We start from the raw sequence: 21,642 nt of genomic DNA on the forward strand, positions 1-21,642 counted from the left end.
AGAGACCGATAGCCTATTTTTTAAAAAAATAAAAGACCGTATCTTTGACGCATAATTAATAGATAAGACAGTTTCGATTAAAATAGGCACGAAATTAGCTACCATCGGTTATCCAACGAATGGACTTACAATAAATAACGCCCATAGTTTCAAATGCAGCGAAAAACAAAAACTGATAAATTAACCAAAGACGATGTAAAGCGATATACTCGCAATTTTTGGAAGTTAATAATAGGCGCTATCGCACTCGGCTTCCTATTCATCTTATCCGTAAGGCTAGGTCTATTTGGCCCTTTGCCTTCGTTCAAGGAGCTCGAAAATCCTAAAAACAACCTTTCTAGCGAGGTAATATCAGCTGATGGTAAGGTTTTGGGGTCTTATTTCGCGCAAAACCGTTCCAATGTCACATACGAGGAACTCTCGCCCAATTTAATTAATGCTCTTATCTCCACCGAAGACATCCGATTCTATACGCATTCGGGTATCGATTTTAAACGTACGTTTACCATTATATTCTATAACTTGGTAGGAAAACGGCAAGGAGCCAGTACCATCACTCAACAGCTTGCGCTTAATCTTTTTTCGGAAGGCCGGGCCCGAAACACGTTTAAACGTATTATCCAAAAGTTTCAGGAGTGGATAACAGCTGTACGACTCGAACGAAACTACACTAAGGAAGAGATCATTACGATGTATTTCAATACGGTCGATTTCGGTGCATATAATACCTATGGCATTAAATCAGCTGCGCGGACATACTTTAGCACTACGCCCGCGGAGTTAAGTCCTGAACAGGCGGCTGTTTTAGTAGGTATGCTCAAAGGCACTACTCTGTATTCTCCGATTAAAAACCCTAAGAACTCATTTTCTCGTCGAAATACAGTGCTTGAGAACATGCGCAAGGCTGGATTTATTTCAAGAGAAGAAGCTGACGAACTCAAAGCAAAGCCTCTCGTATTAGCTTTTAATCCGGTAAGCTACGGCGAAGGTTTAGCTCCTTATTTCCGTGCAACCTTAAAAGAAGAACTTAAAAAGATATTTTCAGAAACGTCGCGAACCAAGGCTGACGGCACACCTTACGATTTGGATAGAGATGGTTTAAAGATCTATACGACCATCGATTCTCGTATGCAACGTTATGCTGAAGAAGCGCAGAAAGAATGGTTACAACAACTACAGCAACAATTCAACAGAGAATATCGCAACCGTGACCCCTTTGCCAAGTATCAAGTATTACTCGATCAAGGCGTAAAACAATCGGGGCGCTATTGGTGGTTAAAGCAAAATGATGCATCTGAAGATGAGATTACGGAAAGTTTTAATACACCGACCGAAATGAGCATCTTTAGCTGGAAGGGAGAAATGGATACGGTCATGACTCCAATGGACTCGATACGGTATCATAAACTTATCCTCAGAAACTCTCTCATGTCTATGGAGCCACAAACCGGGCATGTTAAGGCTTGGGTGGGAGGAATCGACTTTAAGCATTTTAAATACGACCAAGTAAAAGTAGGGACGCGCCAAGTAGGATCAACTGCGAAACCATTTACCTATGCGGTGGCAATCGACAACGGCTATTCGCCTTGTTACCAAGTACCCAACCGACCAATTACGATTGGCAATTGGACACCACGAGGTAGATCAATCGGAAGCCCGATTACGCTTCGCCGAGCCTTGGCTCATTCCCAAAACTTCGCAACGGTTGATATCATGCAGCAGGTTGGCCCGGTTCCGGTAGCAAATCTTATCCGCAATATGGGCATCACAAGTCCAGATTTAAAGCCCGTGCCTTCTATTTCTTTAGGCTCTTTCGATGCATCTCTATATGATATGGTTGGAGCCTACTCTACTTTTGTAAACCACGGAATATGGACGGAACCAACCTATGTATTAAGGGTTGAAGACCGAAATGGCGCTGTCATCTATGAACACAACCCCAAAATATCCGTTGTCCTTAATGAACAAACCGCTTACGCCATGGTCGACATGCTACGGAGTGTTGTCGATGAAGGAAGCGGTCACCGTATCCGCTGGATGTTTAATTTTACCAACCCACAAGGCGGAAAAACAGGGACAACGAATAACAACTCAGATGCTTGGTATATTGGTATCACACCGGATCTCGTGACTGGCGTATGGACAGGTGCAGAAAACCGTGCCATTAGCTTTAGCTCCACGGCGATAGGTCAGGGTGCCAATGCGGCTTTGCCTGTTTACGCTCTCTATTTGCAACGAGTATATGCTGATAAAGAGTTACACTATACTCAGGGTGATTTTGAATTGCCGAAAAACGGACTACAGATCACCTTAGACTGTAATGAATACACAGATCAGTTTTATCAAGGACAGGAAGAAGAGGAAACTGTGGAAGACAGACTAGGTTTTTAATATCATCTAAAGCCAGGATAAATAAATTAATAAGGGCTGGAAACAAATGTTTCCGGCCCTTATTAATTTACGGTAAAACAGCTTAGTCGCTATTCGCTCTTAAATTACCTAAAAACAACTTCCAAGCTCTCAAAAATTGCACGCTTCGTTTTCTCCAAATCAGTTTTGGTATGTGCACTCGAAACAAAACCAACCTCATAGCCTGAAGGTCCAAAATAAATACCGCGATTCAACAATTCACGGTGCATCACTTTATACTTTTCCATGCTCGCCGGATCTATGTCCGATGCTGCACGAATTTGCTCCTGATCTGTAAAAGCAATCCAAAAGATCGATCCCACAGAGAATATTTTTACTTTATAGTTCTTCGCTGCAACAAAACGGCGAAGTGCCTCCACAAAGTCTTTTGTCTTACTATTAAGGGATTTATAAACTCCATTTTTTAAGACCGTTAACTGAGCAATCCCTGCCGCCATTGCGATAGGATTGCCCGACAAAGTACCGGCCTGATAAACCCCACCATCAGGAGATATATAACTCATGATGTCACTGGATGCACCATAGGCGCCAACTGGCATTCCACCACCGATAATTTTCCCGTAAGTAATGATGTCAGGCTGGATATCATAATAAGCAGCAGCACCCTCAAAGCCTAAACGGAATCCGGTAATCACCTCATCAAATATTAGTAAAGCATTATTCTCCGTCGTTATTTTACGCAGGTATTCTACATACTCCTGTTCTTGGATCAGCAAACCGTTATTTGCCGGAATCCCTTCAATAATCACCGCTGCAACTTGATCCTTGAATTGTCCAAAGGCGTCTTCAATGGCGTCTTTATCGTTGAGAGGAATAACAATGGTTTCATCGGCAAAGCTTTTCGGAACACCCGCAGAAGAAGTTTCCCCAAAAGTCACCAAGCCAGAACCGGCCTTTACCAGTAAAGAGTCGGAATGACCGTGATAACACCCCTCAAATTTGATAATCTTGTCCTTTTTTGTATAACCTCTTGCCAATCGAATCGCAGACATCACAGCTTCTGTTCCGGAACTTACAAATCGGATTTTTTCCAGATACCGGTTGTTTTGCAGGATCAATTCGGCCAATTCGTTTTCTAACACGGTCGGCGCCCCAAAACTAAGGCCATTCTGTAAGGCTTCCGTAACACTCTCACGAACTTTCTCGTGATTGTGACCCAGAATAAGCGGGCCCCATGAACAGCAGAAATCAATAAATTCATTACCGTCGGCGTCCCAAATTCGGCAGCCGTCACCCTTCTCAATAAACAAAGGCGCCCCGTGAACCGATTTAAAAGCACGTACTGGTGAGTTCACCCCACCTGGAAAATATTGTTTGGCTTTCTCGTAAAGTTGTGTCGATTTTTCTCTAGAAATATCAGGCTTAGAACCGTCGTTATAACCACCCGATTCACTCGAAGAAAACATTTTTTTAATAGAATCTATCATCATTCATTTTTATTTTTTAGGACAGCCAGCCCTTTTCTACCAAATCCCTTGCATGATAGGTTATAATAATATCTGCGCCCGCACGAGCGAATGCATACATATTCTCGAGTACTAATTGCTGCTCATCAATTAAACCCGCTCGCGCACCCATCTTTACAAGCGAATATTCGCCTGATACGTTATATGCTGCCAAAGGCAAGGACGAGCTTTCTTTAACTTCCTTAATAATATCGAGATAGGCCAGCGCAGGCTTCACCATTAAAACATCCGCACCTTCATCCTCATCCAACTGAGCTTCACGAATTGATTCTCGTGAATTACGATAATCCATTTGATATGCCTTACGATCGCCAGATGACGGAGAAGAATCTGCCGCTTCCCTAAAAGGACCGTAATACGCTGACGCAAACTTCACGCTATAACTCATAATCCCTACTTGTTCAAATCCACTATCATCCAGCAAGTTGCGAATACCAGCTACGCGACCGTCCATCATATCGGAGGGAGCAACCATATCTGCACCTGCTTGTGCATGAGATAAGGCCATTTTAGCCAACACCTCAACGGTCTCATCATTTTGAACATAACCGTCCCTCAAAACCCCACAATGTCCATGCGTCGTATAAGCACAAGCGCATATGTCGGTAATAATAAAAATACGGTCTTGGAACTCCTTCTTCAATGCTTTAATCGCCGTCACAACAATGGAGTTATTATGATAACATGAGGATGCGTCTTCCGTTTTTTCTTCGCCAACACCAAAAAGAAGAACCTTGTCGATTCCAAGATTCAAGCCGATTTTCACATCTTCGATCAAGGTATCAACCGAAAAATGATAAATACCAGGCATCGCTTCTATTTCATGCTTAATCCCCTCGCCAGGCATAACAAAATATGGATACACCAACATGTCTCTGGACAAGCGAGTCTCTGCCACCATATTCCTGACAATGGCATTCCGTCTTAATCGTCGTGGTCGTATAATCATTGTATTATTATTTTTATACGTAGTCTTCTATACGTAATTTTTATACCTTTTATAAGGATAAAGCAAAGACAGCTTCCGCCAAACCAATCTCATCTGGCGAATAAGGCAAGGAATAGGACACTCCATATTCTTCGAGTTTCTTGCCGGTCGAATAACCAATACTGATCACACGCTGTCCGGGATCAATCAAGTTCGTTGCGAAGTATGCATCCACATTGCTCGGGCTTGTAAATATAAGAACCTCGGCATTGGATTTCGATACATCATCTGCCAAAACAGTTTCGTATACAGGCAAGTCAATTACTTTAATATCATCCGACATCTGACTTTGAATAGTTTTATACGAACCTTTGGCTCCAGGGAACAAAACGGTTGTATTGGGGTTAGCAGCGGCAAACACCCTGCCTATCTCGGCTGTATCAATACCCTCATCTTGTCCGGTATATGCAGCATCGTGTCCAAATTGCTTCAGCATTGCTTCTGAGCCACGCCCTACAACAGCAAATTTCGTTTTCTTACTTAATCTTGGCTCAAGACTAAAGAAATTCTCTATTCCATTTTTGCTACTAAAGAAAACCCAATCCACATGCTTCAGAATAAAAGGATCAAGCTTATTAATTATTGGGTATATTCGAATCAGGGACTCTCCTTCCAAACTTATATTATTTTTTTTTAGCGCTCGGAACAAATAGCTATTTTCGTCTATATCTCGGCTGATAAAGACGCTGGACGGCAGTTTCCTCTCTTCATTCTTATAGACATCAAAAATCTTCTCAGCTAAACCTTCGGAATGTTCAGAAGCCATAAAGACCCGGTCAGGGAAATGATTACTTGTTTCAGCCATGGAGGTCCATACTTCAAATTGGCCATCCTCATAACGGGAATAACAACCCAAAGGTAGGTGACATCCGCCGTCAAAAAGATTCAACACCTTTCTTTCAATGGAAATTATTTCTTCCACAGCCGTTGAGTTTATTTTCTGTAAGATTTCTTTTAATTCTGTATTGTTCTCATTGATTTGTACGGCCAATACTCCTTGCGCTGGAGCCGGAACAATCTCCGTCGGATTAATAACTTCAACGTGAAACTCACTCAGGTCAATCTGAATACGCTCAACACCCGCCTTCGCAATCATAATAGCGTCATAATTTTCATCACGGAGCTTCTGTATCCTCGTATTGATGTTTCCTCGCAAATCCTCTATCTCCAGATCCGGACGCAAGGCCAAAAGTTGTGATTTCCGTCTGTTGGAAGAAGTCCCCACGATCGCATTGTGTTTCAATGCTAGCTTCTTTTTCGAGTCGACGCAATCCTTTAAAATCAATAGCAATTCCGACGGGTCTTCACGGTCAGAAACAGCTGCGATGATTAACCCCGGAGGATTCGTTGTCGGTAAATCTTTATGCGAATGTACGGCGATATCAATTGTACCTGATAAAAGTTCCTCTTCAAGCTCCTTTGTAAAGAAGCCTTTCCCTTCCAGCTTATCCAAACGTAAGTGTTGAATATGATCGCCCTGTGTCTTAATGATTTTAAGTTCGGCGGGGTAGCCAAATTCTGCTAAACGATCTTTTATATGATTGGCTTGCCAAAGCGCAAGTTCACTACCTCTGGTTCCAATAGTAAAAGTTTTCTCCACAGTAATATCCTTAAATGAAAAAGTAAACAGACGCTAAAATAGTAGAAATTATTCTATCTCGCTATTCTTTACCAAGATCTCTTTCGCCATCACCATGGGCACGCTAATATATTTCTTTTCAAGATAATTTACTACCTTTTCCAACACTGCTCTCGAGTTCTCATCCAGCGTACTCACTTCTCGTGCAAAAACAGTGTTTAGAGCAAAAGAATTGATTTCCTTTACTTTTTGCGGAACTTCACGCATCGCTAATTCCACTTTACGTTGTTTCAATAAAGGCAGAAACTCTTGTATATTCTCGTCAATGATCCGTTCGGCATGGACCAACTCTTCGTATCGATCTTGTAAATTCTTATTAGCAACAGATTGAAGGCTGCTTACTTCAATATAATTAACAGCATTATTAGCCAGCACCTCTTCCGATATATCATTAGGAACAGCGAGATCAATAATCGTCTTTTTACTTTTGTCGTCACCAATCAGCTTCTGATAGAGGTCATTAGTAATAATCGCCTCAGTAGAACCCGTACAGGTAATCAGTACATCAAAGCCCCCGTTATAATTTTCAAGCTCAGATAATGGATAAGCACGGCCGTTCAACTCCTTTGCCAAAGCTTCTGCTTTTTCAAACGTACGGTTAAACACAACAAATTCTGAGTCCTTATGCTTTTGAATATATTTGGCGATATTCTGATTCGTTTCACCAGCACCGACAATCAGGAAGCGTGGATTTTCAACTAACCCCTGTTCTCTTAAACTACGATAGGCCAATGAAACAACGGAAATAGGCTTTCGTGAAATATCTGTATTAGTATATACCTCCTTAGCGGTCTTAACCAATTGATTCATCAACATGCGCATAAAATCTCCTGTAAAACCGGCAGACCTTGAACGTTCGTATGCTTTCCGTACTTGAGCTAAAATCTCCTTTTCACCCACTACTAGACTTTCCAATGAGCAGGAAATACGAAACAAGTGATTAATCGCTTCTAAGCCTTCGTAAGATTCTAATTGGGATAAAACAGGATTGAACTTGCATTCTGGAATGGAAATACTTAACGCTTCGAAGAAACGTGTTTTAAATTCATCATCTAGGTTATTCTCATCATAAAAGACAAACTCCACTCGATTACATGTTCCTATGTAAAAAAGTTCATTTGTTTTTAAGACGTTTTTTAATTGCAACAGCTTCGGATCCAACTCTTCATCACAGATCACTAAGTTACCCAGATCCTTCAGATCCACATTTTTATGCGTATATGCAATTACTTTAAGATTTTTCAAGGTATCGTATAGTGCTTTTAAAACAGCTACAAAAATAAGCAATAAGGTACATGCTCATTGTCAATTGTTTGTAAAACAGGTATATTTAGAACGTTTATAAATAAAATCAAGACTTAACACCCTCATCTTCAATCCACTTCCCATCCGCTTTAATGATTTCTATCAATTCATCCAACGCATCATTCGTATCAACGTTCTTCTTTACCACTTGCTTACCCCGGTAAAGGGTGATTTTCCCCGGCCCCGCACCGACATACCCATAGTCTGCATCGGCCATTTCGCCCGGCCCGTTCACGATACAACCCATGATACCAATCTTCAAACCTTTCAAATGGTTCGTGCGACTTCGAATAAGCTGAGTAGTTTCTTGTAGGTCGAAAAGTGTCCGCCCGCAACTCGGGCAGGATATGTATTCTGTTTTTGATATTCTTGAACGTGTTGCTTGTAGAATTCCAAAGGAAATCGACGCAACGTGTTCCAATGGGGTTGCTCTTGAATCAAGCCAGATTCCGTCCCCGTAGCCTTCTGTTAACAAGCCTCCAAAATCCGTACCTGCATAGATCTGCAATTTAGATATAGGTTCATTCGGGTTCATCAAGTCACCCTTAGGTCCACTAAAATCTTCGGGGTCATATGTCCGCTTGATAATTACCGGCACATCAATCCCGTTTTCTACCAGTTGGCAAAAAAACCAACGTTGATCTGCCATTCCATGCGCTTGGTCGGTCTCTAAAACAAAAACGAGTGTCTTATCAAATTGGAGCTCAGCAAAAAGATCGCCTTCCAAATCGTTGGCCTTAACCCTAACTAAATTGAGTTGAGCATCCCGCTCTTCGGCGGACAAATACTCTTTCAAACTAAATAGCGGATGAATATTGACAGGTTGTCTGAAATTCTTCCAAGTCTCATAGTCATAAATCTGTTTCAGATTGGCGGGCATAATAAAAGATGGGAGCTGATCCGCCAAATAGACGAAATCGACCGACTGCTCACCCATGTGATATTTATCCAACAAAGCGTCGTAACGATAGCCCACAGGTGTTAATATGAACGGGTCGAGCAAGTTCTCCCGAGAAATATCAGCTACAACTCTTGGAACCTGAGAACTACCAATAAAATTATTTACCTCGGTCGTTTCTCTTCTCGTATGGTCTCTCGCCGGCAAGCACATCTCTTTAAAAGAAGAAAACACATCCGGAGAAACTTCTTTTAACCGACGTTCATTATAGCGTTCTACTAGCGCAATAGCCACTGGCGCCTCTAATTCGGGCTCTTCTGTCAATGAAACACGCACCGTATCTCCTAAACCGTCTTCCAAAAGAGTTCCGATACCTACAGCCGATTTGATCCGTCCATCTTCACCATCGCCTGCTTCAGTTACCCCTAAATGTAGCGGATAGTTCATACCCTCTTCAGTCATTTTCTCGACCAATTGCCGATAAGCCTGAATCATCACCTGCGGATTACTAGACTTCATTGAAATAACCAGATTATAGAACTTCAAATCCTCACACATGCGGATAAACTCCATCGCAGATTCAACCATACCCTCCGGCGTATCACCATAATGACTCATGATCCGATCTGATAAAGACCCATGGTTCGTACCGATACGCATCGCGGTACCATATTCTTTGCAAATATTGACAAGGGGAGAAAACTTTTTGTAAATCCGTTCCAGTTCGTTTTGATACTCGGCTTCGGTATAGCTTAGTTCATTAAACTTTTTCTTATCCGCATAATTACCGGGATTAATTCGCACCTTCTCAACAATTCTGGCTGCTACTTCCGCAGCGTTTGGCGTAAAATGAATATCGGCTACCAATGGCACATTGCAGCCCCTCAATCGCAATTGCTTCTTGATTTCAGCAAGGTTCTGTGCTTCCTTAATGCTAGGTGCTGTAATACGCACATATTCACAGCCGGCATCTACCATTCTCAAGGTTTGTTCAACAGAACCTAGCGTATCCATTGTATCGACCGTTGTCATACTCTGAATACGAATGGGATTATTCGCGCCCATCGGCACATCACCAACCGTCACTTCACGTGTTTGGTATCGGGAATAATGCAACAAAGAATTGCAATACACTCCCGGAAGCTTCTTACCAACTGTAGTATCCATATCCATTATTATATACAAAGTTAGGAAATTCCCTTGAAGTGTCGCATACGATAGCAGTTCATAGCCACCCGTCCCAATTGTTTTACTAACTGATAGTTAGCAACAGCACCAACTGCTGCCCCAATTATTGGAACCAATTGCGCCAACTTAGCTAAATCTATGTAATCACGATATTCTTGCTGAAAGGTTCGCCAATCGAAACTATCAATATCTTCTGGCAAATTCTGACTGAAGTGATCCCAATCCGCTATAATCTTATACACCTTGTTCCGGCCTTCTTGACTAGAGAATGTCAGTTGGAATATATATAAAATGAATAAACGTTCCTTAAAATCCTTTACATTATAGCCATATAAAGCCGCCACCTCAAAAAGCATTTTCATCTTAATGGCAAGAAACGCCGGGAAATCCACAAAGCCCATCACCAATCCGCCTGCACCGGTAACCGCCCCCTCTACTGACGCAGTTTTTTGATAAAACTTGATCTGCTTTTTGACATAGGCCTCCCTCAATTGAAAGGAAGCATCTACTTTCGGCTTCGGCGTGATGTATTTCGTGCCGAATAACACGCCGTTCACCATTTTCTCAATCGCATACGTAATCCCCTGATGAACTTTTTCAGGGATCATATTATTCAGCTTCACCTGCACTTTTTTCGTGAACCGGTTTGTCAAGGAAGCCTTTTTCTGCATTTTCATTTGCCAATAAGACAGTTCAGCAGTAATGCGTTCTTCATAAGGAGTCATATACAAATAAACATAATTTTTACGAAGGGTATCTCACAAATACCGTGCTTTTTCATATCTTACCCATGAGGAACACATATGAACTTTTTATCGCATTACTATTATACCCAGTCGACCACCAATCCCTATTACACACTGGGTGCGGTACTGCCCGACCTCTTTCGGAATCACCATCACGAATGGAAATTCCACGAGATCGATATCGTTCCAGATGATGAGGACATGACCTGGCTCCTTAAGGGATGGTTACTTCATATCGAAGTCGACCGCATTTTTCACAGCTCCACACCCTTTGCTGACCACACATCCCATCTGCGGAAGAAACTTGTCCACGTTTTTACACAACCACCCAAACGACCCTTTTTTTTAGCTCATATCGGTTATGAACTGATACTTGACGCCCTTTTAATACAAAGCAAATATCTTGACGCACATCAGTTTTATCAGCAATTGAGTAAATGTGACGCAACTGTACTAGACCGATTTATGACTCAGCTTGGCATTCAAAATACAGAAGGGTTTCACAAGTTTCTGAAAAGCTTCATTGACAGTCGCTACTTGGTTGGTTATAACCGTCCGAAAAGCTTAGTCTATGCGATGGACCAAATTGGCCGACGGGTCTGGGTAGAAAAGTTCACCGAATTTGAAACAAGAAACGCAATGGAGGCTGTCGATTCAACCATGAAGGAATTAGATCCCGCCTTTATCGACGTTTTTCATTGGGTCGAAAAACGTCTTCATCTCGTATAATTCATTCATTACCATGCATAGTCAAATCAGTATTTATTAACGAATATGTTCATTCATTTTGGAAAGATTTATCCCAAAAACTGTAAACCATTTTCATTATCGGACCATGTGTATAGTTATAATAGGATAAGACACACGGAAAATACTCGTTTTAGCTAAACGGTGGTTGAACAGTGGTCAAACAGTGGTCAAACAGACCTCTACCCGTGGGAAAAGGACTGTTTGACTACTGTTCTATAACTGATTAAAGACTATTTTACAAAAACAAGTCTGCAATCGTGTATTAAGTACTTTTTTTATATCTTCAAATCCGATTAACCATAAACTTATTTTATTACCTCATTCGGATCCATGCTAAAAAGACACGTCAAGACCCTTAATTTCATCATCGGCCCTCTGCTTTTTTTAATTGTTAATCTAATTCCTTTTGATGGCCTATCTCCTCAGGGCAGGGCGGTTCTTGCTTGTACCATCTGGGTGGCTTTCTGGTGGATTACCGAGGCAGTTGAGCTTCCCGTGACGTCTGTCTTGCCAATTGTGATCTTCCCCTTAGCAGGAGCGTTAACCGTATCGGAAACAACTAGTTCCTATGGCAATCCTTACATTTTTTTATTTATGGGAGGCTTTGTTATCGGCTTGGCGATCGAACGGTCGGGTCTGCACAAAAGAATAGCTTTTAATATCATTAACGTAGTCGGCACCAGTGAAAAGAACGTTATTCTCGGATTTATGGTAGCCACAGGCTTCTTATCCATGTGGATATCCAATACGGCTACGGCGATCATGATGTTGCCCATCGGCATTTCGGTAGCCAGTCATTTTGGTGATCGACAACCCTTTTCCAAAAATCTCATGTTGGGTATTGCCTATGCCGCCTCAATTGGAGGCATAGGTACCCTGATAGGTACGCCACCCAATATTATTTTGGCCGGCATCGTTAAAGAATCGCTGGGTTATGAAATATCGTTCCTCAACTGGATGCTTTTTGCGACCCCTTTTGCCGTGATCCTCATCTTGATCACTTGGTTCACCCTAACGAGGTACAAAACGGACAAAAATTCCGAACCTGCTAATTATGGACTGAACACCTTAGGTAGAATGTCTGTTGTAGAAAAGCGTGTAACCATGGTTTTTATCCTTGTAGGTTTTTTGTGGATCAGTCGTTCATTCCTCTGGAACAACCTTCTACCGATGCTTGATGATACTATGATAGCGATCCTGGGAGCCTTACTCATGTTTACCGTTCCCGCTGGCGACGGCAAGGGGTCGCTCATGAACTGGGAGTCCGCGAAAAAGATTCCATGGGATGTACTGCTGCTTTTTGGAGCGGGACTGGTCATCGCCAAGGGTTTTTCAACAACCGATCTGACCACATGGTTAGCAGAGCACTTTACCTATTTGGATTTTCTCCCGGTGACTGTATTCACCCTTCTAATCATTGCGAGTATTAATTTTTTAACGGAAATCACCTCCAATACCGCTACAGCTAGTATGTTACTTCCCGTACTAATTACAATTGGCATGTCGTTGAATATGGATGTTCTACCCTTGTTGGCATCGGCAGCTATCTCTGCATCCTGTGCTTTTATGATGCCGGTAGCAACGCCACCCAATGCCATCGTTTTCAGTTCAGGGAAAGTAACGATTTCCCAGATGATCCGAGCGGGATTTGCCTTGAATATAACCGCTATCCTTTTAACTTTTATTTTCGTCCAATTTGTATGGGGACTTATCTTTAAATAACTATGCAGCCTTAAACAGCCAGGCAGTCAGCCACCTCCAATTCGAGATATAATTTCTTTAGATTTGCGAATATGATGAAAAGTCGTGTAGCCATCGCCAAAAAGGCTTTCCCTATCATATTAGCCAATGCCAGTGTCCCCCTGCTCGGTCTGGTTGACACAGCCACAATGGGCCATACCGGCGGCGCTCAGGAAATCGGCGCCATTGCTTTAGGGGCCTTAGTATTTAGCTTCCTCTACTGGGGATTTGGTTTCTTAAGAATGGGCACAACCGGTTATGTTTCTCAGGCCTTCGGAGCGGGACGCTACGATGAGATACGAAATATAGGTCTGCGCTATGCTGTGATTGCAGCTGCTATAGGTGTCCTTTTTATTTTTTTACAGCAGGTCATCCTTCCGATATCTCTTTATCTGCTAGACACGAGCGAAGCAATTAAGCGATTGGTTGGCGACTATTTTCATATCCGAATATGGGGCGCGCCGGCAACGTTAGGTATGTATGCTCTACTGGGCATCCTGATTGGTTTGGGGGAAACCAAAAAGCTATTGATACTGCAATTGATCCTTAATGGTCTCAACATCATGCTGAACGTGATTTTCGTCGTATTTTTAGGCTTCGGGGTTAAAGGAATCGCACTAGGAACCGTCCTTGCTGAGTGGACCGCCCTTCTTTTCGGCATCTGGATGGTTTGGCGAACTCTTAATCGGCTTTCTCCAATTGCAAATCAAACCATCAATTGGAAGCTCCTCTTTGAAAAGAGTCAATTGACCGAAATGATGCAGACCAATGGCAACATCATGGTTCGTACCCTGGCGCTGCTGTTTGGTTTTGCTTGGTTTACCAATCGCGGAGCTGGTTTTGGCGATGGTACTTTAGCAGCCAATCACATTCTTTTGCAGTTTGTATCTTTGTCGGCTTTCTTTCTTGACGGCTATGCTTATGTGGTAGAGATGATGATGGGTAAGAATATCGGAGCGCGAGATGAGCAGGCTTTTAAAACCGAATTGAAGCTAGCCAACGAACTGGCAGGAGCTACCGCTTTAGTCCTGGCCATATTGTTTTTCTTTGGAGGTGAGCTAGCGATTGATGGTCTGACGACCGATCAAACCGTTCGTGAATTCGCCTATCAGTTTCTTCCTCTAGCCTGCCTTTATATCCTTTTTTCTTTCTATGCTTTCCAGTTAGATGGCGTATTCATTGGGGCTACCCTAAGCAAGGAAATGCGTAATGCGAGTGTATTTTCGGTGCTCGTCTTCCTTGCCTGTAGCGTTCTGCTTAGCCATTTTTTTGGAAATAAGGGTCTATGGGCATCTTTTATCATTTACGTCTCCGTACGCGGCCTGAGCCTACACTATTACATGCCGCGGGTAAGAAACTTATTTTAGCACCTTCCGTGCAGCTGCTTCTGGGACTTTTACCGAATCCTGCAACAAATTCCGCTTAGAACGACCAAATTCTAAATCAAAGTGACCATACACTCAATGTGGGTATAATTTGATAATCCGTCTTGATACATTTGTTATCATAGATAACGAAAGAAGGAGTAGTAAATGGAAAATATTATCAAAGCCGAAATCGATTTATTCAGCCAACCGTCTGATAATGCGAGCCTGTTGCTTTCTTTCTCCCGAAAAATATATGCGGCACGTACCAAAGCAGGGGACTTTATGCTATACGTGATTTTAAGATTATGGAACAATAAATAAACAAAACGATGATGATAAAAAGTAATTTAATAACTGCATTAGCTCTGTTATTCTTGTTCTCTTCTGTAGCCTGTTCCAATTTTTCGAATAAGGAAGGTACAGAGAGTCGAGAAGCGAGCAATACCGAAAGTTCCTCAGGCGAGGATATGATTTTGGCATATCAAATTAAATATAAAGGAGAAGAAGGCTTGAAGCCGGCTGGGAGTATTAGACTGTCTTTTTCTGACGGCTCCGTTCGTTCAGAAATGGACATAAAGATACGAGGGCTGAACATGAAAATGACCATGCTTGGCAATGCGGATAAACCCGATGAGACCATTATGCTGAATACAGAGAAAAAAACCTACAGTAAAATGGATGTCAGCGGAATTGCCGACAATGAGATGACGAAGAAGATGCAGGAAATGCAAAAGGACAGCCTGATTGTTGTAGGAGAGGAAAAAATCAATGGATATGATTGTATACAAGTCAATGTGGTGACTACTGTCGAAGTGCCTTCTGCTATAAAGGGTATCATCGGAGCTGATGGTGAAACGGTTACTCAATATTGGATGACGAAAGATATTCCAGGCTATGAGAAGTATCAACGATTATTGGAATCGCAACCCGAATTAATGAGTGAAAGCAGTGCCGCTATTTATCAATACGGTATACCCGTAAAACAAGTCACGCTTGAATCTGGCGAAGTCAATATGATCATGGAACTAGAGTCTGTGGAACAAGTAGATATCCCAGACAGCACATTTGAAATCCCCGACGATTATAAATACAAAAAAACAACACCATGAAAACACAGTTTATACTATACAAGAGATGCGCAGGAGTGCTACTTTGCAGCGCACTCCTGCTCTTTTCCTGCTCCAAAAAGGATGGGACAGGCGTTGAACCCGATGAAAAAGAACAGCAATACCAAACGGATATTTATGTTGCGGGATATGAATCTAATGGACGTGTTCTTATGCCCAAATGCTGGAAAAACGGTATTCCCGTAGACTTGGAAGTCGGGTCTCAGGGCGCTGAAGTGTACGCTATGACAGTGGATAGCGGCGACATCTATCTTGCCGGATACACGTGGGACCCGGAAGGACGGGATCGTATTGCCATGTATTGGAAGAACGGAAAAGCTGTCGAGCTGATCGATGGAAGAGCATATGCGATAGCCGTAGAAAATGGCGACGTTTACGCTGCCGGAACGCATAATATCGACCCGGTATACTGGAAGAACGGAAAACTTATAACATTGAGAGACGTGCCTGGAAACGAATATGTTGCAGGCATAGCGGTGGACGGTAGCGATGTGCATACCGTCATACGTAGGTTCCCCTCCTCTGTCTATGAAGTGGGAACAATCCTATACTCAAAAAACGGAGGAGTGCTTAATACGTTGAGCACTAATGGTGTTGCATTTGCTATTGCCCTTAATGGGAACGACGTTTATGTCGTTGGAACTGAATGGAACGGTTCAAATTCTGTCGCTAAATACTGGAAAAACGGAAAAGCTGTAGCCTTGTCCAATAAAAGTACGAATACAGTCGCAACGGCTATAACAGTGGAAGGAGGAGATGTTTACATAGCGGGAACGGAAACCGCACCAGGTGAATCCTCGACAGTCAAATATTGGAAAAATGGAATAGCTGTAGCCCTAGATCTAGGTGAATATGACGGAGCATACGCAGCGGGTATCGCGGTGGATGGGGATGATGTATACGTAGCGGGACGAGTATTTACAGATGGTAAAATCAAAGCCGCTTATTGGAAAAACGGATCCCTTGTGACTCTCACCGACGAAAATGAGAGCGTTGATGCAGTTTCCATTGTTGTAGTCAAAACCCCAGTGGAATAATCCAAACTTCTGCCACTGAGAGCTGATATTAGCGGCAATAAACGGTGGAAAGCAAGCCATTTTTTAAGTGAAAACAAAAACAAATAATTATGAAGCTGATTAAATATTTAGTGATGATTGTCCTGACAGTGGGACTTGCCTCATGCGGCAAAGATGGGTCAGTGGGCCCCGCAGGCGAAACAGGTGCACAAGGCGCCGATGGTGTCGATGGTATAGACGGTAGAACCATCCTGAACGGAACAGCAAACCCCACAAAGGATGCAGGTCAATTGGGTGATTTCTATTTAAACACCAATAGTTACGTACTCTTTGGCCCGAAAACAGCCTCGGGTTGGGGAAGTGGTAAAAGTATATTGGGGGCTAAAGGAGCCACGGGAGCTAAAGGAGACAAGGGAGACACAGGAGCTAAAGGAGACAAGGGAGACAAGGGAGACACAGGAGCTAAAGGGGATAAGGGGGAAGCCGATTATGTCATTTTAAGTGGGTCCACTGATCCCGCCTCCAATCAAGGCGAGCTGGGTGATTTTTATTATAACACGGCAAGTAAAACACTGTTTTACCGTGCTGGAGTCGGACGCATCAGTACATGGAAGCTAATCGCTAAATTAGCTAATACCATACAATTTTCGTTAAAAACCCAATTACCTGAGGCTGGCTTTATTACTTTAATTGATATCGATCTGCCGTTCGAAGTGCTTGAAAGAAGTGTGGTAAACGCTTATGTACAACCCTATACTCAGTTTACACATTGGTATCCGCTTCCCGGAGTAATATCCACTTCCGGTACGGGTGATGAGTTTCTTATATATTATACAGAGAACAATAGCAAAACAAATGTTCGGATCCACAGACAATCTGGAACGGGTTCCTATCCAAATGACGTTAAGCTCCGCATTTTGGTAACAGAGGCTGATGTGTTTAAAACTATGTCAAAAAAGGTTGATTTTAACAATTATAAGGACGTAAACCGTTATTTCAAATTAGGGAATTAATTACATATAGCTCGGAGGACATCTCCGAGCTATTAACGTTCACTGATTCTTTTCATTCAGGAACTGCATCGTATACGAACAATCATGAGACTAAACGCTTTAATATTCAACAAATACCTCGGCATATTATTATGCAGCACCCTCCTACTTGCTTCCTGCTCTAAAAATAACGGGCCGGATCCTAATAAACAGGAATTGGTAGTCGTTGCATCTGCTACTGAAATTGATAAAGGCGACGAAGTAACTTTTGAAGTTACAGCCGGTGACAAAGCCATAGATGCCGATATTTATATCAATAACACAAAAACAACCAGTACTGCCCACACTTTTAATGAAGCCGGCGCCTACCAGATTGTAGCCAAAAAAGAAGGATACCCGGAAAGCGAAGCCATTACGTTAAAAGTATATCAAGTAGATGTATATGTGGCTGGAGTTCTGAAAAAAGGACAAAAACGCACCGCTGTGTATTGGAGAAACGGTAAGCCGGTAATGCTCACAGATGGCACCCGGCATGCCGAAGCAAACGACATAGCAGTGCACAACGGAGATGTTTATGTAGTGGGATACGAGCATCAAGCTTCCAGACCTGTAGCCAAATATTGGAAAAATGGTAAAGTTGTAGCCTTGACCGATGGGAGTAAACGTGCTGCGGCCCATTCCATTTTATTAGACAAGAAAGATGTATATATAGGCGGATATGAGGGTCAAACCGCCATATATTGGAAAAATGGCCAAGCGGTTGAGCTATCCCAGACAAGCAACGACGCTTGGGTGTTTTCTTTAGCGATAGATAACGGAGATGTTTATGCAGCCGGTTACGAATATAACGGAGTTGTATATGTTGCCAAATATTGGAAAAATGGCAAACCCGTAGCACTGACCGACGGGATCCAACCAGCCGGCGCGCATGCTATAGCCGTGAGCGACGGAGACGTTTATGTAGCAGGATACGAACATAACGGATCCAGAGATGTAGCCAAATATTGGAAAAACGGCACCGCTGTCGCCTTGACCGATGGGAGTAAAAATGCAGACGTATTCTCGATTTTCATAGACAACAAAGATGTATATATAGCAGGAAGCGAGGATATACAGGCTAAGTATTGGAAAAATGGCGCTGCCATAAACCTCACCGATGGAATTAATTTATCGTCTGCCCGTTCCATTCTTATTGATAACGGAGATGTATATGTAGCAGGCTCCGAACTTAACGACTCAAGGGATATTGCCAAATATTGGAAAAATGGTGCTGCAGTCAATCTTACAGATGGAGTTCAGGGCGCTTATACAAGATCAATTTTTATCACCCGGACGCTGGAGAATGAATAATAATAAAAGGTATTTACAATAAAATCAATTAATCATGAATATAAACAATTTTACGCTTAACAAATACGCCAGCGCACTGCTATGAAGCATATTGGTACTCCAGTTCATCTTCTACCGTAATGGTTTCCCGTTTACTGTTTTGCAATACACCGCGCAATAAGCTGGAAAAATTATCCAGGTAATGTATCGCACCTTCAGTCCTTTCGGTCATAATTAAATTCTTAATAGCGTTCATACTATTGAATATGAAATGCGGGTTCATTTGAGCCCGCAAGGCCAGCATTTCTCTTTCCTTTATCTTCTTCTGGGAAAATTCAAATTTAATCTCTTTCTCCCTTTGTTTTTCCATATCAGAATACACTTTAACCAGCTCATCTGTTTTCTCGCTTAAGAAACGCGAAGCCCTGAATTTTTATTCCTTTTTACCCTATCTTTGCATGATGGCCGGTATTGAAAACCACACTGACTATCAGTCAAATACAAACAAGGAGTAACAAATAAGAAACTCCATAAACCCTTAAATAATGACATTAGGATTGCAATCCCCTTAGCTTTATGTAATATTTGGTTAGTTCTATTTTCCCATTTCCCATAAATCCCATATACCAAGCAATATGTCAAAGAACTAATTCTTTCTATATATGTCCGACCGATATACCCAGTTATTCAGAAAACAAGAATCATATTTCAAAAAAAGTCGCCCAAATAGGGAGTAATAAAAGGCTCAGGTCCACCACTTAATGTAAAATACAATATAATATGAAGTGGGAAAGTAATTAATACACTCGCGACGACTCCAGATGGTATAAACAGTACCATCGCAGCCGCTCTCCAATATCGTTTTTCATTTTTAATCGTGTTGATTGAGTCAAAATAATCTAAATTTTATGTTTGATGAGAAGGTAAATATAACAATATATTGCAAAGGATACCATATTATGGAATTCCAATACTGAGAGCAAAAATCGATAAAAAAATAATGAGTAGAGGATCATCAATAAAAATCAGTGGAAAAGGAAATAACCCCACTGATTTTAACGATTGAACAGTAGTCCATTCTGTCTGTTACAGATTCTCAGCTTCTCTCCTAATCTCTTCAGCTTCTCGCTTTTTTTCCTCAGCTGCTTTTCTAAGTTCTGTCTCCGCTTCTAGTTTCGAAATAATTATTTTAGCCCGTTCTGGATCTTTGTTCAAAAAGCATATCAAGACCATCAATTTCATCGTTGGCCCGCTATTATTTTTACTAATCAATGCAATTCCCTTCGAAGGATTATCTCCACAGGGCAAGGCTGTTCTCGCATGTACTCTGTGGGTTGCCTTTTGGTGGATTACCGAAACAGTTGAGCTACCAGTTACATCGATTTTGCCCATCATCATCTTCCCTTTATCGGGTGCACTGACTGTTGCCGAGACAACCAGTGCCTACGGTAATCCTTACATTTTCTTATTTATGGGAGGCTTTGTCGTCGGTTTGGCCATTGAACGATCTGGATTGCATAGGCGGATTGCCTTCAATATTATCAATGTAGTCGGCACCAGCGAGAAGAACGTCATCTTAGGCTTTATGATTGCTACAGGCTTCCTGTCCATGTGGATATCCAATACGGCAACTGCTATTATGATGCTGCCAATTGGCATTTCCGTCGCTAGCCATTTCGGCGATCGGCAACCTTTTTCTAAAAATCTAATGTTTGGTATAGCCTATGCTGCTTCCATCGGTGGTGTGGCAACATTAATAGGGACTCCGCCGAACATTATTTTAGCGGGCGTGGTAAAAGAGTCTCTTGGGTACGATATTTCATTTTTAAATTGGATGCTGTTTGCAACACCTTTTGCTATTATCCTTTTGCTTGTTACTTGGTTTGTGTTGACGAGATACAAGACAAAGATAGAGTCGGGGCCAGTCGATTACGGATTAGACAACCTAGGGCAAATGTCTCTCGTTGAAAAACGTGTTACCATTGTTTTTATTCTAGTAGCATTTCTATGGATCAGTCGTTCTTTTCTTTGGAATGACATCCTGCCTACACTTGATGATACCATCATCGCTATCGTCGGTGCCATGCTGATGTTTACCATTCCTGCCGGCAACGGTAAAGGGCCTTTAATGAACTGGGAAGCGGCAAAAAAAATACCGTGGGATGTGCTCTTACTTTTCGGGGCAGGTTTAGTCATTGCAAAAGGTTTCTCTACGACAGACCTCACCAATTGGCTCGCTGGCCATTTTGCACAGCTTGATTTTCTACCGGTAGCCATATTTACGCTACTAATCATTGCGAGCATTAACTTCCTAACGGAGATCACTTCAAATACGGCGACAGCCAGCATGATATTACCGGTACTGATTACCATCGGGATTTCCCTGAATATGGACACCCTGCCACTATTGGCCGGTGCAGCCATATCCGCATCTTGTGCATTCATGATGCCGGTCGCCACCCCACCCAACGCCATCGTCTTTAGCTCAGGTAAAGTAACCATTCCTGAAATGATTCGCGCTGGCTTTGCTTTGAATATTTCGTCGATTATTCTAATTTTTATCTTTATCCAGTTGGTATGGAGCCTTGTTTTCAAGTAAAGATCTTGATCCCATTCGGCAGCTGCTAATCACGGCTACGAACATAATTTCATTAGCTTTAC

Annotated in this window: 17 protein-coding genes; 9 read left to right on the top strand and 8 right to left on the bottom strand. The window is 42.2% G+C overall.

Annotated elements, in window-relative coordinates:
- The first annotated feature begins 153 nt into the window (after window positions 1–153).
- Complete coding sequence (locus WKR92_RS04740; protein WP_375556678.1) at window positions 154–2,391, top strand: transglycosylase domain-containing protein; 2,238 nt, start codon at window positions 154–156, stop codon at window positions 2,389–2,391.
- Between the two features lie 104 nt (window positions 2,392–2,495).
- Here WKR92_RS04740 and hemL read toward each other — a convergent pair whose 3' ends face one another.
- From hemL to WKR92_RS04770, 6 genes are all read right to left on the bottom strand, one after another.
- The gene (hemL, locus tag WKR92_RS04745) at window positions 2,496–3,857 is read right to left on the bottom strand and encodes a glutamate-1-semialdehyde 2,1-aminomutase (RefSeq protein WP_375557957.1); all 1,362 of its coding nucleotides are present in this window, start codon (window positions 3,855–3,857) and stop codon (window positions 2,496–2,498) included.
- A gap of 16 nt (window positions 3,858–3,873) precedes the next feature.
- Window positions 3,874–4,845 carry a porphobilinogen synthase gene (hemB, locus tag WKR92_RS04750; RefSeq protein WP_375556679.1) on the bottom strand — a complete coding sequence of 324 codons (972 nt, stop codon included), beginning with the start codon at window positions 4,843–4,845 and terminating at the stop codon, window positions 3,874–3,876.
- A 49-nt stretch (window positions 4,846–4,894) separates the two neighbouring features.
- A complete protein-coding gene (hemC, locus tag WKR92_RS04755; RefSeq protein ID WP_375556680.1) occupies window positions 4,895–6,484 on the bottom strand; it encodes a hydroxymethylbilane synthase in 1,590 nt (529 codons plus the stop codon).
- A gap of 48 nt (window positions 6,485–6,532) precedes the next feature.
- On the bottom strand, window positions 6,533–7,768 hold the full coding sequence (gene hemA / locus WKR92_RS04760) for a glutamyl-tRNA reductase (protein ID WP_375556681.1): 1,236 nt from the start codon (window positions 7,766–7,768) through the stop codon (window positions 6,533–6,535).
- Window positions 7,769–7,874: 106 nt separating this feature from the next.
- Window positions 7,875–9,893, bottom strand: coding sequence for a (E)-4-hydroxy-3-methylbut-2-enyl-diphosphate synthase (gene ispG, locus WKR92_RS04765; RefSeq protein WP_375556682.1), 2,019 nt, complete (start codon window positions 9,891–9,893; stop codon window positions 7,875–7,877).
- A 20-nt stretch (window positions 9,894–9,913) separates the two neighbouring features.
- Complete coding sequence (locus tag WKR92_RS04770; protein WP_375556683.1) at window positions 9,914–10,639, bottom strand: EcsC family protein; 726 nt, start codon at window positions 10,637–10,639, stop codon at window positions 9,914–9,916.
- A gap of 78 nt (window positions 10,640–10,717) precedes the next feature.
- On the opposite strand from WKR92_RS04770, the gene WKR92_RS04775 reads away from it, so the two are divergent.
- The 7 genes from WKR92_RS04775 (at window position 10,718) to WKR92_RS04805 (ending at window position 19,002) form a co-directional block, all read left to right on the top strand.
- Window positions 10,718–11,389, top strand: coding sequence for a hypothetical protein (locus tag WKR92_RS04775; protein WP_375556684.1), 672 nt, complete (start codon window positions 10,718–10,720; stop codon window positions 11,387–11,389).
- A gap of 351 nt (window positions 11,390–11,740) precedes the next feature.
- Window positions 11,741–13,132, top strand: a complete 1,392-nt coding sequence (locus WKR92_RS04780) for an SLC13 family permease (RefSeq protein WP_375556685.1) — start codon at window positions 11,741–11,743, stop codon at window positions 13,130–13,132.
- 71 nt (window positions 13,133–13,203) lie between these two features.
- Complete coding sequence (locus WKR92_RS04785) at window positions 13,204–14,517, top strand: MATE family efflux transporter (protein WP_375556686.1); 1,314 nt, start codon at window positions 13,204–13,206, stop codon at window positions 14,515–14,517.
- A gap of 329 nt (window positions 14,518–14,846) precedes the next feature.
- Window positions 14,847–15,626, top strand: coding sequence for a DUF4412 domain-containing protein (locus tag WKR92_RS04790; protein WP_375556687.1), 780 nt, complete (start codon window positions 14,847–14,849; stop codon window positions 15,624–15,626).
- Between the two features lie 35 nt (window positions 15,627–15,661).
- On the top strand, window positions 15,662–16,681 hold the full coding sequence (locus WKR92_RS04795; RefSeq protein ID WP_375556688.1) for a hypothetical protein: 1,020 nt from the start codon (window positions 15,662–15,664) through the stop codon (window positions 16,679–16,681).
- 89 nt (window positions 16,682–16,770) lie between these two features.
- Window positions 16,771–17,673, top strand: coding sequence for a hypothetical protein (locus tag WKR92_RS04800; RefSeq protein WP_375556689.1), 903 nt, complete (start codon window positions 16,771–16,773; stop codon window positions 17,671–17,673).
- Between the two features lie 84 nt (window positions 17,674–17,757).
- Entirely contained in the window at window positions 17,758–19,002 is a 1,245-nt protein-coding gene (locus WKR92_RS04805) for a Kelch repeat-containing protein (RefSeq protein WP_375556690.1), read from the top strand.
- Between the two features lie 79 nt (window positions 19,003–19,081).
- Here WKR92_RS04805 and WKR92_RS04810 read toward each other — a convergent pair whose 3' ends face one another.
- Both WKR92_RS04810 and WKR92_RS04815 read right to left on the bottom strand, forming a co-directional pair.
- Window positions 19,082–19,351 carry a histidine kinase gene (locus WKR92_RS04810; protein WP_375556691.1) on the bottom strand — a complete coding sequence of 90 codons (270 nt, stop codon included), beginning with the start codon at window positions 19,349–19,351 and terminating at the stop codon, window positions 19,082–19,084.
- A 716-nt stretch (window positions 19,352–20,067) separates the two neighbouring features.
- Entirely contained in the window at window positions 20,068–20,376 is a 309-nt protein-coding gene (locus WKR92_RS04815; RefSeq protein ID WP_375557976.1) for a hypothetical protein, read from the bottom strand.
- Here WKR92_RS04815 and WKR92_RS04820 point away from each other — a divergent pair.
- Window positions 20,258–21,580 carry an SLC13 family permease gene (locus WKR92_RS04820; protein WP_375557958.1) on the top strand — a complete coding sequence of 441 codons (1,323 nt, stop codon included), beginning with the start codon at window positions 20,258–20,260 and terminating at the stop codon, window positions 21,578–21,580. The two genes, WKR92_RS04815 and WKR92_RS04820, sit on opposite strands and share 119 nt — an antisense overlap.
- Window positions 21,581–21,642 lie beyond the last annotated feature (62 nt).

This window comes from Albibacterium profundi (assembly GCF_042159835.1).
Taxonomy (GTDB): Bacteria; Bacteroidota; Bacteroidia; order Sphingobacteriales; family Sphingobacteriaceae; genus Albibacterium; species Albibacterium profundi.